This window comes from Candidatus Dormiibacterota bacterium, assembly GCA_035635555.1.
Classification (GTDB): domain Bacteria; phylum Acidobacteriota; class Polarisedimenticolia; order Gp22-AA2; family Gp22-AA2; genus Gp22-AA3.
This window is the reverse complement of the sequence record DASQAT010000035.1, coordinates 194450-208645: the sequence shown is the minus strand read 5'-3', so window position 1 is coordinate 208645 and position 14196 is coordinate 194450. Positions and strand designations below refer to the sequence as shown.

The following is a 14196-nucleotide window of genomic DNA, read 5'->3' as shown; positions in this document are numbered from 1 at the left end:
TCAGACGCCCTTGAACCGGGGAGTCCGCTTCTCGGTGTAGGCGCGCAGTCCCTCCTGGGCGTCCTCCGACTCGAACAGCTGCTGCTGCAGCTCGCGCTCGAGGGCCAGGGCGTCGGAGAAGGACATTTCGCTCCCGGTGACGACGCTTCGCTTGATCCGGCCGACCGCCAGGCTCGCCTTGCCGGGCGGACAGAACTGGCGGGCGTAGTCCATCACGCTTTCCCACCAGTTTTCAGGCTCGAGGACGCGCGTCACGAGTCCGATCGCCGCGGCCTCTTCGAAGGAAAAGATCCGGCCGGTGGCCAGGAGCTCGATCGCCTTCCCCTTTCCCACGAGCCTCGCGAGGCGCTGCGTCCCGCCCGTGCCGGGAAGGACCCCCAGCGCGACCTCGGGCAGACCGATGGTGCCACCCCCCCTCCTGGCGATGCGGATATCTCCCGCCATGGCGATTTCCAGCCCGCCCCCGACCGCATGACCGTTGAGCGCCGCAATGACGAGCTTCGGAGTCTGCTCAAGGCGGTTCAGCGTCTCGTTGGCGTGCAGGCAGAAGAAGTACTTGAACCGCGGCGTGACGCTCTTGAGCATGTTGATGTCGGCGCCGGCGCAGAAGAACCGGTCGCCCGCGCCGCGCAGCACCAGGACATGCACCGTCTCGTCCAGCCGGGCCTTCAGGATGGCGGCGTCGAGCTCCTGCATCATCTCGTAGGAATAGGTGTTGGCGGGGGGATTGCAAAGCTCAAGAACGGCGATCCCGCTCTCGGTCCGCATAGAAACGAGCGCCTGGGGCATCGGCGTCTCCGGGGAGGGTTCAGGAGAGATCGACCCAGACCGACTTGGTCTGGGTGTATTCCATCAGGCCGTCGTGTCCCAGCTCGCGTCCGAAGCCGCTCATCTTGTACCCGCCGAACGGCATGGCGTTGTCGTACAGGCCGTAGGTGTTGATCCACACGGTGCCGGCCCGCAATAGCCGGGCGGCGCGGTGGGCCCTCTTGATGTCCCTGGTCCAGACCGCCGCGGCGAGCCCGTACGGCGTGTCGTTCGCCAGGCGCACGACCTCCTCGAGGTCGCGGAAGCGCAGCACCGACAGGACCGGTCCGAAGATCTCCTCCCGCGCGATCGTCATGTCGTTCTTCACGTCGTCGAAGATCGTCGGCCGCACGAAGAATCCCCGTCCCGGAGAGCGCTCGCCGCCGGTCACGAGACGTGCCCCTTCCTCCTTCCCCTTGTCGACGTACGACAGCACGCGTCTCATCTGCGCCTCGCTGACCTGCGGGCCGAGTCGCGTCTTCGGGTCGAGCGGGTCCCCCTGCTGCAGCTTCGAGGTGAAGGGGATCAATCTCTCCAGCAGAGCGTCGTGCACCGCTTCCTCGACGAACAGACGCGAGCCGGCGGTGCAGACCTCTCCCTTGTTGTAAAAGATGCCATTCGAGGCGCCCCGCACCGCGACGTCGAGATCGGCGTCGGCGAACACGATGTTCGGCGACTTCCCCCCCAGCTCGAGGGTCACGCGCTTCAGCGTGGCGGCGGCCCGCCGCATGATCTCCTGTCCGACGGGGGTCGAGCCGGTGAAGGCGATCTTGTCGACACCCGGGTGGTCCACCAGCGCCGCGCCGGCCGTCGGGCCGAAGCCCGTGACGACGTTCAGCACGCCCGGGGGCAGACCCGCCTCCTCCGCCACCTGCGCCAGGCGCAGCGCCGAGAGCGGTGTCTGCTCGGCCGGCTTCAGGACGATGGTGTTCCCCGCGGCCAGGGCCGGCGCGACCTTCCAGGCGGCCAGTAGAATCGGGAAGTTCCAGGGGATGATCTGGCCCACGACACCCAGGGGCTCGCGCACCGTGTAATTGAAGCAGGGCGCCCGGACCGGGATCGTCCCGCCTTCGATCTTGGACGCCCAGCCGGCGAAATAGCGGAAGCAGTCGGCGGCCATGGGGATGTCCACACGCGAGGACTCGGTGATCGTCTTGCCGGAATCGCGGGTTTCGATCCCGGCGATCTCGGCGACGCGTGCCTCCAGAAGATCGCCGATTTTCCAGAGGATGCGGCCCCGGTCGGAGCCGGACATCCTGGCCCACGGGCCGGTCTCGAACGCCTGGCGAGCGGCGCGAACGGCCCGATCGATGTCCTCGGCACGCCCCTCGGCGACCAGCGTCAGCGGCTCTTCAGTGGCTGGATTGACCGTCGGAAAGGTGCCGGAGGCGAGAGCATCCACCCACTGGCCGCCGATGTACAGCCGGCCGGGCGCGATCGTCTGTTCGGCTGGCATGGGCGCCGATGTTAATCGGAACCCTCACGAGAGTCAACGACGGGGCCCGGAGCCAGCGCGCGCGCCTGCGGCGCCGCCGGGAGCGTCGATCGCACCACGGCAGCGGCCTGTCGGGTGTGGTCCAGGCACATCTCGGGGGCCTCGAGAGAGAGGGCAGGGAGCGGAAGAGTCCTGTCCCCCAACCCCTCAGCGCACGCGTCGGGAGGGGCGTGCTGCAGCGAGGGCGTCGTGCCGGCCGCCGTTCCCATAGACCCCGACACGATGGGAGGCGGGATCGGCCGATCCTTGAGTCTGTGCCGCTGCACCTGACGCTGTTTGGCCTGGAGTTTTCTCTGCGCCGGTGTGAAGATGTCACCGGGGTCTGTGTACCCTTCGGGGAACCAGAAGCCGCCGGTGTCCCGTTGGCCTGGCGGCAGGGTCGAGACAGTCCCGTCGTGGCTGCCGTGCGGCAGGATCACTTCGAGCAGGCCCATTCCCCGATCGATCAAGGTCGGCAGCTTTCGGCGTTTCCTGGCGCGAGCCATGACGCCCTCGGACTGCGAAAGGTAACCGAGCGGTCGGATGGTACCAAACCACAAAACGAAACTCAAGCTCCAGCCGGTACCGAATAGCGAAACAGCATAAACGCGCTTCCGGAGAGGTCCCTCATGAAGACGATCATCGAGCCCTTTCGCATCAAGGTGGTCGAGCCGATCAAGATCACCAACCGCGCCTACCGCGAAAGAGTCCTCCGCGAGGCGCACTACAACCTGTTCCAGGTGCGCGCCGCGGATGTGACCATCGACCTGCTCACCGACAGCGGCACGGCGGCGATGTCGGCGGAGCAATGGTCGGCCATCATGGCGGGGGACGAGTCGTATGCCGGCAGCCGATCGTTCTACCGCTTCGAGAAGGTCGCGAAGGACCTCACCGGGTTCCGGCACATCATCCCGGTCCACCAGGGCAGGGCGGCCGAGAAGATCCTGTTCGGCATCGTCGGCGGCCACGGGAAGATCGTCCCGGCGAACTCGCACTTCGACACCACGCGCGCCAACGTCGAGTATACCGGGGCCGAGGCCCTCGACCTCCTGATCCCGGAAGGGCGGGACCCCCAGTCCGAGCACCCGTTCAAGGGGAACATCGATCTCGCGGCCCTGGAGAGCTGCCTCAGCACCCACGGTGCCGCGCGTGTGCCGCTGGTCCTTCTCACCGTGACCAACAACGCGGGTGGCGGCCAGCCGGTGTCGCTCGAGAACATCAGGAAGACGCGGGACATCACGAGACGTCACGGAGTCCCCCTGTTCCTCGACGCCTGCCGGTTCGCGGAGAACGCCTACTTCATCAAGCTGCGCGAGCCGGGGCAAGCGGGCCGGCCCGTGCGCGACATCGCGCGCGAAATGTACTCGCTGGCCGACGGTTGCACGATGAGCGCCAAGAAGGACGGGCTGGTGAACATCGGCGGGTTCCTCGCCCTGAACGACGATGACCTCGCCTCCAGGGCCAGGAACCTCCTGATCCTCACCGAGGGGTTCCCCACCTACGGCGGGCTGGCGGGGCGCGATCTCGAGGCCATGGCCCAGGGACTGATCGAGGTCCTGGAGGAGGACTACCTCAATTACCGCTTCGTCTCGACGGCGTATCTCGGTGCCCACCTGACGGAGGCAGGCGTGCCGATCCTCCGTCCGGTGGGAGGGCATGCCGTATACCTCGACGCCCTGCGGTTCGTCCCTCATATCGACCCGGCTCACCTGCCGGCACAGGCCCTGGCGTGCGAGCTCTACCTTGAGGCCGGCATACGGGGCGTCGAGATCGGTTCGTTGATGTTCGGGAAGAGCGTTGCGATGTCGGGCGGGGCCCCGGCCACCCCGCGCATGGAGCTCGTCCGGCTGGCCATCCCGAGACGGGTGTACACCCAGAGCCACATCGACTATGTCGTGGAGGCGATCGTCGAGGTCCACCGCATGCGCGACACGATCCGGGGTCTCGAGATCGAATGGCAGGCTCCTATCCTGAGACACTTCACGGCCCGGCTGCGTCCGCTCTCGACTGAGCTCCGATGATTCGGGCAGCCGATCTGTCCGAAAATCACCCAGTTAGCGTCAAGAATCCGTCACCCGGGTTGCCGCTGGCGTGCACGGACTCTAGATTTTCAAATCGTAGGGCCCGTCACCGCTCAAGGGGTTGGCAATTACGGGGGTGGGCGGAGGCTCACGATGGAGTTCCTGGCGGTCGTCGAGCAAGGAGCGCTGGCCTATCCGGCCCTGCTCCCTCTAGTCCTCGTTGCGCTCGCACTGACGCTCTGGGCCTGCGAGCACAAACGCTGGCTGTGGGCCACCGCCACCGGCATCCTCGGGTGCGCCGCCTGCATGGTGTACATCGGCTCCCCGGCAAACGCCTCGGCGCGGCCGGGGAACGCCCCCCTGCAGGCCGGCGTCGCGCAGGTCGAACCGGACAAGGCTCTGACCAGGGGATCCAGGAGCGCCACCCACGCGCTGCTTGATCCCGGTCACTTCTCCTCCAGCGTGAAGCTGCATCCCCGTTTCCCCAGGGACTTCCCGATCCCGCGGTCCTTCCGGCTGGAGAGCAATTCCGGAGGGGCGAGGAGCGGCAACCTGACGGTCCGCTTCCGTTTCACCGGGGAAGCGAGCAACGCCGTGTGCGACCTGCGCGAGCAGAGCAGGTCGGACGGCTGGACGGTCGAGATCCTCGCCCCGCACCGCATGACTTTTCACAAGGACGGGCGCCTGGTGGAAGCCTGGTTCAGCTACCCGGCCCACTCCGTCGTCCTGGACATCCAGGACCTCCAGTAGGTATCCCGGAGTCGTTCGATCCAGACACCCCTCAGGGGGCGGGATGCGCGCCCGGCTCCTCCGTCCGCTGCTCGAGGAAGGTGCGCATCAGCTCCTGGTCCACCGGGTCCCGCAGCCGCGTCAACGTGGCCTTTCCGAGCGTCCGGATCGTCTCCTGGCGATCGAACGGAAGCCGCTCGTACATCCTCCCGCCCGGGAAGTGGCACGGAGAACATTTCTCCTCCAGCATCGGCAGGATCTGCTTCGCGAAATCGATCCGTTCCGGCGTGGGGGACGGGGACGGGCTGGGGCTCGGGGAGGGAGCGGGGGTGGAGGCCGGCCGCGCGGCATCGGACGCGGCCGGTGGCCCGCTGGCGACACGGCCCGGAGCGCACCCTTGACCGAGCAGTGAGATGAGCAGGGCGGCGGTCCAGAAACGGCCGAGCATTTCGATCTCCCGGTCCATCATCCGCGCCTCCGCCGTGCCCAGCGTTCGAGACATCCTACACCGCGCCGGGGACCCGCAACTCGTCCGGCCTCTGCTCCGTCCTAAAGGCCTGGAGCCACCGGACCGGTCGGTGGGCCGGAGAGCCGCCCTGAGGCGGCAAGGAGGTCTTCGATGATCGCCCGAGTCTGGACGGGGGACACCCCCGGGACGAAATCGGATGAGTACCTGGAGTATCTCGAGAAGACCGGCGTGAAGGAGTGTCGGGCGACCCCTGGAAACCGGGGTGTCTACGTCCTGAGGCGGGTCGCCGACGGGCGGGCCGGGTTCCTGTTCATCTCGTTGTGGGAGTCGCTCGACGCGATCCGGGCGTTCGCCGGGGCCGATATCGACAAGGCGGTCTACTTCCCGGAGGACCGCGACTTCCTCCTCGAGATGGATCCCCACGTGCGGCACTACGAGGTCGCCGTGGCGGAGACGACGGGCAGGGACGATCCGGCGTGCTAAGATCTCCGGCATGGACATCGTCAACCCGGCCATCGAGGAATACCTGCGTCGCATCCTGCCGCCGTCCGAGGAGGTGCTGGTCGAGATGGAGCGTCTCGCCGATCGTCGGCGGTTTCCGATCGTCGGCCCGCTGGTCGGGCGGTTGCTCTTCGTCCTCGCCCGGTCGATCGGTGCTCGCGACATCTTCGAGTGCGGATCGGGGTTCGGCTACTCGGCATACTGGTTCGCCCGGGCGCTGCCGGACGGCGGGCGGGTCGTGCTGACCGAAGGTTCGGCGGAAAACTGCGCCAGCGCCCGCGGCTTCCTCGGGCGCGCCGGTCTGATGGGGAAGGTGGTGATCGAGAAGGGGGACGCACTGGAGGTCCTGCCGCGATACCCCGGTCCCTTCGACATCATCTTCTGCGACATCGACAAGCGCGACTACCCGCGCGTCCATCCGCTGATGAAGCCGCGTCTGAGACCGGGCGGGCTGTTCGTGTGCGACAACATGCTCTGGTCCGGCCGCGTGGCCTCGAGCGAGCACCAGGACGACAACACGCTCGGCGTGCGCGAGCTGACGCGTCTCCTGTACGCCGACGCGGAGCTCGAAACCACCCTCCTGCCGCTGCGGGACGGTGTCAGCGTCAGCCTCAGGGTCTGAACCGGGAGACATCCATGCGGGCCGGCCTGGGCCCCAGCCGCGGAGGGCACTCCATCGGGGTGATCTCCGACACCCACGGTCTGGTGCGTCCCGAGGCGATCGAGGCGCTGCGCGGCTCGGAGTTGATCGTGCACGCCGGGGACATCGGCGCCCCGGAGGTGCTGGACGCCCTGCGCGCGCTGGCCCCGGTGGTGGCCGTGCGCGGCAACAACGACACGGACGAGTGGGGGAGGACCCTCGGCGAGACGGAGGTCGTCGAGGTCGGGGACGTCCATCTCTACGTCCTTCACGATCTGCATGGACTCGACGTCGATCCGGTGGCGGCCGGGTTCCGGGCGGTCATCAGCGGCCATTCGCACAGACCGCTGGCCGAGGAACGCAGAGGCGTGCTGTACTTGAACCCGGGCAGCGCCGGCCCCCGGCGGTTCAACCTCCCGATCGCGGTCGCCCGTCTGCGCGTCAGCGGGTCGTCGCTCTCCGCCGAAATCATCGAGCTCCCCACAAGGAGGATTCCAGGATGATCGATCACGCGGTGGTGCGGGTCAGGGACCTCAAGAGGAGCGCGCGCTTCTATGAGGCGGCGCTCCAGTCTCTCGGATACCGAAGACTCAAGGAGTTCCCCGGATTCGTGGGGCTCGGCGCGGGGGACAAGACCGACCTCTGGATCGGCCAGGACGACGCGGTCACGAGGGGCGTGCACCTGGCCTTCGCGAGCCGCGACCGCAAGGCCGTCGACGCCTTCCACGCCGCCGCCCTGAAGGCGGGCGGGAAGGACAACGGCGCTCCGGGCCCGCGCGCGCATTACCACCCGCACTACTACGGGGCCTTCGTTCTCGATCCCGACGGCAACAACATCGAGGCCGTCTGCCACGACCCGAAGGGGTAGCGTCAGCGCCTGCGACCCGCCCGGCGGCCCCCTCTCCGTGAGGAGGCCGCGGATTTCCGGGTCGCGCCGGCCGTCTTCGGTCCCGGCGTCCTGCGGGCGGGCAGGGAGCGCGTCATCCAGGCGATCGCCCCTTCCAGGTCCGACAGCCACGGCGCAGCCGCGCTGTCGGACGGCGCGCGCCAGTCGCTGCGAGGTGAGAGAGAGCCGCCCGAGCCGACCTTCGGTCCGTTCGGAAGCGCCGAGCGCTTGAACTGGCTCTGGCGGAAGAAGCGATCGAGGAAGACGCCGAGCCAGCGCCCGATCTCGTCCGTCGGGTAGCGGCCGTCGGCGGGGCCCCCGGGCACGTCGCGCCCGAACGCGCAGGCCAGAAGGAACGCCACCTTGGCCGGGCGGTAGCCGCGCCGGGTGAGGTAGTACAGGCTGAAGTCGTGCAGTTCGTAGGGGCCGATCGTCTTCTCCGTGCTCTGGGCCGGCGACGTGTTGTCGTGGCCCGGGACGAGCTCCGGGCTGATGGCGGTCGTCAGCACGTCGCGCAGCACCGCGGATGCCGCGTCTCCCACCTCGTTCCTGTCGGCCGCCCACTGGATGAGATGACGGATCAGCGTTTTCGGCACGGAGGCGTTCACGTCGTAGTGCGCCATCTGGTCGCCGACGCCGTAGGTGCAGTAGCCCAGCGCCAGCTCGCTCAGGTCGCCCGTGCCGACGACCAGGGCCTCGTGCCGGTTGGCCAGCCGGAACAGGTGGCTCGTGCGTTCTCCCGCCTGCACGTTCTCGAACGTCACGTCGTAGACCTTCTTCCCCTCGGCGAACGGGTGACCGATGTCCCGGAGCATCTGGTCGCACGACGGCCGGATGTCGATGGTCTGTCCCGTGACGCCGAGCGCCTCGAGGAGACGCAGGGCATTCTGCTGCGTGCGCTCGGACGTGGCGTAGCCGGGGAGGACGTACGCCAGGACGTTCGTGCGCGGCAGATCGAGCCGGTCCATGACACGCGCCGCGACGATCAGGGCCTGGGTGGAATCGAGTCCGCCGCTCGCGCCGATCACGACCTTCTTGATGCCGGTGGCGCGCAGGCGCTGCTCCAGGGCGGAGACCTGGATATTGCAGGCCTCGTAGCAGCGTTCGTCCCTTCGGTCCGGATCGGCGGGGACGAACGGGTGCCGCTCGATCCGTCGCCGCAGGTGAAAGGTCGCCGCCGGGGGCGTGAACGAGAAGGGGACGAGCCGCAGGCCGTCGAGGGCCCGGGCATGCGCCGTCGCGCAGTCTCCGAACGACGTGAACCGCATCCGCTCCTGCACCAGGCGGTCGAGGTCGACGTCGGCGGTGATCCGCTGGCTCCGGGCCAGGAAGCGCTCCGACTCGGCGAGGAGATCGCCGTTCTCGTAGATCATGCCGTGACCGTCCCACGCCAGGTCGGTGGACGATTCCCCCTGTCCCGCGGCGGCGTACAGGTACGCCGCGATGCAGCGCCCCGACTGGCTCGCCGCCAGGACGTGCCGGTAGGCCGTCTTGCCGACGGTGATGTTCGAGGCGGAGAGGTTGACGAGCACCGTCGCCCCCCGCAGCGCGGCGTACGTGGAGGGCGGGATCGGCGCCCAGACGTCCTCGCAGATCTCGACGTGCAGGGTGAGATCCGGGTTCTCGGCGCAGCGGAACAGGAGGTCGGCCCCCAGAGGTGCGCTCTGCTCGCAGCACTCCACCTCCCGCGCCAGCGCGTCGCGCGACGAGGCGAACTGCCGCTTCTCGTAGAACTCGCGGTAGTTCGGGATATAGGTCTTCGGCACGATTCCCAGGATGCGGCCGCCCGCCAGGACGACCGCGCAGTTGAACAGACGCCCCTCGAGCCGCAGCGGTGCCCCGGCGACCAGGACCGCCGGCCGCTTCCGGGTCGCCTCGAGGAGGGCGTGCACGCCGTCCAGCACGCCCCGCAGCAGCGCCTCCTGCTGGTGCAGGTCGTCCAGGGAATAGCCGGAGAGCGCCAGCTCGGGGAACAGGACGAGCGCCGCGCCGTCGTCGGCCGCCTCGGCGTACAGGCGCGCGATCTCCCGGGCGTTGGCGGCCGGATCGGCCAGCGCCACGCGCGGGATGGCGACCGTCAGCCGCGCGAAGTTCTGCGCGTACAGGTCGAAGAAGCTCCGTTCGGTCGAGGCCATGCGGGTCGGAGGCGCCTCCAGGAAGCGGCGGGATTGTAACCACTCTCGAGGTGCCGACGCAAAGAGACGTCCGGACGATCAACGGGACCGCGAGAGGGCAGACCGGCTCAGGGACGCTGCGCGAAGATTCGGGAGAGGTGCGACTCGACGGTTTCGAGAGGCAGGGTGCTCGCCACCGGGCTCCCGTCCGGTGCCGCGCGGTACAGGCGCGACTCGAGCGAGCCGTCACCCGTGTATGTCCAGCGGCCGCCATCCCCGGTCTCGAGGCGATCGAGCTCGCGGCCTGCGTCGGTGAGGTCGAACCGGCTGCCGCGCGGCGGCGTGACGGTCTCGAACCAGGAGAAGATCTGGAACGCCATCTCGTACACGTAGCCGTCGGCCGTGCGGGTGGCGGTGAGCACGCGGTGATGCCGGGCCACGTTGAAGCGGGCCATTTCATCCAGAGGCTCGCTGGTCTCGATGACCGTCAGTCGCGCCCCGTCGTGCTCGCGGACGCGCGCCACGTCCTTGATGCGCATCATCGATCGCATGTAGGACTGGAGGCCGGCGGACCACAGCTCCTTGCGGGCGGCGGCGCCGGTCAGGAGTTCCGGGAGCGCCGACAGGAGGCGGTCATAGATGATCGGGTAGCGCTCGTGCTCCGGCCTGCCGCGGATCTCGGAGGCGATCGGCGAGCGCCGTTCATCGTCGTACGCGGTGACCACGGCGTCGAACTTGAAGGCGTCCGGCGTGGTCCATTCCCCGAAGTCGCCGGTGCGCGCGGCCTGGATCAGCTCCTTCTCGTGCCGCAGCGCCTCCTCCGGCCGCAGGGCGGCGAAGACGGACAGCAGCCCGTCGGTGTCGAAGTGGTTGTTGGTGACGATCGACACGCCCGCGAGCCAGGAGGCGCGGCCGGGATCGCGCGCCAGCTTCAGCACCATCTCGGTGGAGGTGTCGGCCTTCAGATGCGGGGGAGTGCGGTTGCCGGGCCAGTGACTGACGTTCAGCCCGCTCTCGACGACACCGTCCACGCACAGGAATGGAACGGCGTCGAGACGTTCGTCGTAGTAGGTGAAGATCATGCGGCACCCGCGGACATCTTACTCCAGGGCTCCGCTGATTGACTCCGTCCGGAGCGTGGTCTAGAGTACCGCCCCGAAATGACCGCCCGCCTCGAACCCCCCGTTCCGCTCCGCGCAGGTCGTTCCGTTCCGCCGGCGCTGGCGACGTGCCTGTTGCTCGGAGCGGCCGCGCTCCTGGGCTGCGGCGATGGCCGGGCCGACGCCGACGCGATCCGTTCCCTCGTGAACCGGGAGGTCGCGGCCATCAACGGCAAGGACCTGCGCGCCCTGTCGGAGATCTGGTCGAAGGACAAAAACATCCTGATGTTCGACGTGCCGCCTCCGGGCCGGTTCCAGGGATGGGATCAGATCGGCCGTCTGTGGAAGGACTTCTTCGACAAGGTGACGGAGATTCGGCTGACCGTCGACGCGGTCCGGACCGAGGCGCAGGGGTCGCTCGGCTACGCGACGTACGACTGGTCGATGACCGGACGTCTCGGGTCGTACGCGCTCGAGGATCGCGGCCAGGCGACGGCGATCTATCGGAAAGAGGGGGGCCAGTGGCGGCTGATCCATGCGCATTACTCTCCCGTGCCGCCCGCGCTGGCCGGCCAGGAGAAGCCCGGGCCCCCCGCGGGCAGCGAGCCCCCCCGACCGCAAGGGGCGGCCCCGCAGGCTGCGCCGTCCCCGGCGGGTCGGCCTTCCCCCGCCCCCGGTCAGCCGACGAAGACTCCCTGAGCCGTCGATGTGCATCTTCGAAGACGGGGACGTATCTTACCGAAGAGGGTGACACGCGATTCGGCGCTGGCTGGGCGCCGGCTGACGATGACCGCGAGGTGACAGGGTGACACCGAGAATCCCGACTCAGAAGGACGTGCTCCCGAACGGCGTGACCGTGTTGATCGGCGAGGACCATTCGTCGCCGGTCGTGGCGATCAACCTCTGGGTGCGCGCCGGCTATTTCGACGAGGAGGACAGGGAGGTCGGCATCTCGCACGTCATCGAGCACATGTTCTTCAAGGGAACGCCCGACCGGCCGCGCCCGGACCAGATCGCCACCGAGATCAAGTCGCTGGGCGGCGAGCTGAACGCCGGCACCTACTACGACTCCACCAACTACTACGTCGTGCTGCCGTCCGAGAATCTCCGCAAGGGGCTCGAGATCGAAGCGGACGCCCTGATGCACCCCCTGTTCGATCCCGGGGAGCTGAAGCGCGAGCTGGAGGCGGTCCTGCAGGAGGGGAGACGCAAGATGGACACGCCGGGCGCCTACGCCCTCGAGATCATGTTCCGCGAGGCGTTCGACACGCACCGCATCAGACGCTGGCGCATCGGCGAGGAGCAGGCCCTCCGGGCGATCACCCGGGACGACCTTCTGGCCTATTTCCGGACCCACTACGTCCCGGAGCGCGTCATCCTCTCGGTGGTGGGGGACGTGAAGGCGGCCGACGTCATCGAGGCCGCGCACCTCTACCTCGGCGGCATGACGGCGCAGCCGGGCGCCCCGCTCGGATCGCCCGCGGAGCCGGCGCAGACGGGCTTCAAGTACCGTCGGATCAAAGGGGACATCAAACGATCGTACATCGTGGTCGGATACCACACGCCCGCGGTCCTGACCGACGACGACCCGGCGCTGCGCATCCTGGCGTACGTTCTGGGCAGCGGCCAGGCGTCGCGCCTGTACCAGTCGGTGAAGGAGAAGGCCGGTCTGGTGGATTCGATCGGCGCCTCGCTCGACTCGTTCCGGGACATCGGCATCCTGACCGTGATGTCCGAGGGCGAGCCCAGGAGCGCTCTGGCGGCCGCGCGGGCCATCCAGGGCGAGGTCGAGCGTCTGCGCCGCGAGCCCCCGACGGCCGCCGAGATGGAGCGGGCCCGGAGCGCCATCGAGTATCGCTATCACCAGAGTCGCTCGGAGGTCCTGGGCCAGTCGTCGATCCTCGCCTACTACGAGGCGCTCGGCGACTTTCACCTGGCGGACGAGCTGGTCGAGAAGCTGCGCCTGGTGACCGGGGCCGACGTGCTGCGCGTGGCGCGCGCCCACCTGTCGCTCGAGAACATGACGCTCCTCGAGTACGTCCCCGAGGCCGCGGAGGCGCGCCTCCCGGCGCCGGACCCGGCGGAGCTCGAGCTGGAGCTGAAGCGGATCGCCCCGGCGCCGGCGCCCGCCGAGTCCGCCGCGGCCCGCGTGGCCCTCATGCCGCCCCGCCCGACCACGCCGCGCGTCACGCGCGTCGGGGAGAGCCAGGGCGTGTCGCGCCACCGATTCGACTCGGGCCCGGTCGTGCTGCACGAATCGCGCCGCGAGCTGCCGCTCGTGACGATGTGCGTCGCCTTCCGCGGCGGCCGATCGGGCGAGGGGCGCGAGAACTCCGGGATCACGCGGCTCATGCAGGCGACGATGATCAAGGGGAGCGCGACCCGCGACGCGCGCCAGGTGGCGCTCCAGATCGAGGGGCTCGGGTCGTCGATCGAAAGGCTGATCGATGAGGACTATTTCGGCTTCGCCCTGAGCATCCTGTCGAAGCACGCCCGCCGGGGCTTCGACATCCTGATGGACCTCGTCCGCCACCCGGCCTTCCGCCACGAGGAGATCGACAAGGAGAGGAGCCTGCAGCTCGCCGCGCAGGAGAGCATCAAGGATCAGTCGCTGCCGTTCACCTTCCAGCTCTTCCGTCAGGCGGCCTTCGGCAGCCATCCGTACGCGCTGCCCTCGTTCGGTCTCATGGTGCCGGTGCAGTCGATGAAGCGCGAGAACCTGGTGCGCTGGCACAGGGCGATGGTGCGGCCGGCGACCATGGTCGTCGCAGTCGTCGGGGACCTGGAGGAGCAGGAGGCGATCGACATGGTCGGGTCCTCGATCGTGGACTGGGTGCAGGAGGGGCATGGCGAGAAAGATCCGGGACAGCTCGTCGCGTGGGGAGCGTCGGAGGTGGTCGAGTCGAGACGGCGGCAGCAGACCGCGCAGGTGATCGGCTTCCCCACGCCAGGGCTGCAGACCCCCGAGCGCTTCTCGCTCGACATCGTCCAGGCGGTGACCTCGGGTCTGGGCGGGCGGTTCTTCGAGGAAGTGCGCGGCAAGCGGGGACTGGCGTACGCCGTGCACGCCTTCAACTACCACAAGGTCGCGGGCGGCGCCTTCACCGTCTACCTCGCGACGTCGCCGGCGGACGAGACGGAGGCGCGTCGCGTCCTGTTCCAGGAGATCGCACGGCTGCGTCACGAGGGTCCGCGCGGGGAGGAGGTCGAGAGGGCGGCGCGTTATGTGCGCGGCAGCCACGCCATCGCCCTGCAGGGAAACGCCCCGCGCGCCTACCGCTTCACCGACGCCGAGGTGCGCGGCATCGGTATGGAGGCCGTGCAGGTCTATCCCGAGCGCATCGCCTCGGTCGGCTTTGACGACGTGCACGACGCGATCTGGCGCTACCTCGATCCCGACCACTGCGCCATGGGCGTCCTGCGCGGCGAGATCGTCAATCCCTGAAGAGAAGCGG

The 14196-nt window shown here is 68.7% G+C and carries 14 protein-coding genes; 8 read left to right on the top strand and 6 right to left on the bottom strand.

Features of this window, described 5'->3' with window-relative positions:
• From VEW47_09555 to VEW47_09545, 3 genes are read right to left on the bottom strand one after another with little or no spacing between them, the layout of a single operon-like run.
• Complete coding sequence (locus tag VEW47_09555; GenBank protein ID HYS05423.1) at positions 1 to 789, bottom strand: enoyl-CoA hydratase/isomerase family protein; 789 nt, start codon at positions 787 to 789, stop codon at positions 1 to 3.
• Between the two features lie 19 nt (positions 790 to 808).
• Positions 809 to 2263, bottom strand: a complete 1455-nt coding sequence (locus VEW47_09550; GenBank protein ID HYS05422.1) for an aldehyde dehydrogenase family protein — start codon at positions 2261 to 2263, stop codon at positions 809 to 811.
• A gap of 11 nt (positions 2264 to 2274) precedes the next feature.
• Positions 2275 to 2787 carry a hypothetical protein gene (locus VEW47_09545; protein ID HYS05421.1) on the bottom strand — a complete coding sequence of 171 codons (513 nt, stop codon included), beginning with the start codon at positions 2785 to 2787 and terminating at the stop codon, positions 2275 to 2277.
• A 123-nt stretch (positions 2788 to 2910) separates the two neighbouring features.
• On the opposite strand from VEW47_09545, the gene VEW47_09540 reads away from it, so the two are divergent.
• Together VEW47_09540 and VEW47_09535 are read left to right on the top strand one after the other, a co-directional pair.
• On the top strand, positions 2911 to 4302 hold the full coding sequence (locus VEW47_09540) for a tryptophanase (protein HYS05420.1): 1392 nt from the start codon (positions 2911 to 2913) through the stop codon (positions 4300 to 4302).
• Between the two features lie 153 nt (positions 4303 to 4455).
• The gene (locus VEW47_09535; GenBank protein ID HYS05419.1) at positions 4456 to 5052 is read left to right on the top strand and encodes a hypothetical protein; all 597 of its coding nucleotides are present in this window, start codon (positions 4456 to 4458) and stop codon (positions 5050 to 5052) included.
• Positions 5053 to 5083: 31 nt separating this feature from the next.
• On the opposite strand, the gene VEW47_09530 is transcribed toward VEW47_09535, so the two are convergent.
• Complete coding sequence (locus VEW47_09530; GenBank protein HYS05418.1) at positions 5084 to 5533, bottom strand: hypothetical protein; 450 nt, start codon at positions 5531 to 5533, stop codon at positions 5084 to 5086.
• 117 nt (positions 5534 to 5650) lie between these two features.
• Between VEW47_09530 and VEW47_09525 the strand changes: the two genes are divergently transcribed.
• Genes VEW47_09525 through VEW47_09510 form a run of 4 tightly spaced genes read left to right on the top strand, consistent with a single transcriptional unit; the run spans position 5651 to position 7509 of the window.
• Complete coding sequence (locus VEW47_09525) at positions 5651 to 5983, top strand: antibiotic biosynthesis monooxygenase (GenBank protein HYS05417.1); 333 nt, start codon at positions 5651 to 5653, stop codon at positions 5981 to 5983.
• 10 nt (positions 5984 to 5993) lie between these two features.
• Positions 5994 to 6623 carry an O-methyltransferase gene (locus VEW47_09520; protein HYS05416.1) on the top strand — a complete coding sequence of 210 codons (630 nt, stop codon included), beginning with the start codon at positions 5994 to 5996 and terminating at the stop codon, positions 6621 to 6623.
• Positions 6624 to 6637: 14 nt separating this feature from the next.
• On the top strand, positions 6638 to 7144 hold the full coding sequence (locus tag VEW47_09515; protein HYS05415.1) for a metallophosphoesterase family protein: 507 nt from the start codon (positions 6638 to 6640) through the stop codon (positions 7142 to 7144).
• Positions 7141 to 7509, top strand: a complete 369-nt coding sequence (locus VEW47_09510; GenBank protein HYS05414.1) for a VOC family protein — start codon at positions 7141 to 7143, stop codon at positions 7507 to 7509. Before VEW47_09515 ends, VEW47_09510 begins: the two co-directional genes overlap by 4 nt.
• 2 nt (positions 7510 to 7511) lie before the next feature.
• On the opposite strand, the gene VEW47_09505 is transcribed toward VEW47_09510, so the two are convergent.
• Both VEW47_09505 and VEW47_09500 read right to left on the bottom strand, forming a co-directional pair.
• A complete protein-coding gene (locus VEW47_09505) occupies positions 7512 to 9662 on the bottom strand; it encodes an NAD(+) synthase (protein HYS05413.1) in 2151 nt (716 codons plus the stop codon).
• Between the two features lie 107 nt (positions 9663 to 9769).
• Positions 9770 to 10723 (bottom strand): DUF6687 family protein, encoded by a 954-nt coding sequence (locus tag VEW47_09500; protein HYS05412.1) that lies wholly within the window; start codon positions 10721 to 10723, stop codon positions 9770 to 9772.
• Between the two features lie 153 nt (positions 10724 to 10876).
• On the opposite strand from VEW47_09500, the gene VEW47_09495 reads away from it, so the two are divergent.
• Together VEW47_09495 and VEW47_09490 are read left to right on the top strand one after the other, a co-directional pair.
• Positions 10877 to 11440: a nuclear transport factor 2 family protein gene (locus VEW47_09495; protein HYS05411.1), complete on the top strand. Its 564-nt coding sequence runs from the start codon at positions 10877 to 10879 to the stop codon at positions 11438 to 11440.
• Positions 11441 to 11546: 106 nt separating this feature from the next.
• Complete coding sequence (locus tag VEW47_09490; GenBank protein HYS05410.1) at positions 11547 to 14186, top strand: pitrilysin family protein; 2640 nt, start codon at positions 11547 to 11549, stop codon at positions 14184 to 14186.
• Positions 14187 to 14196: the final 10 nt, after the last annotated feature.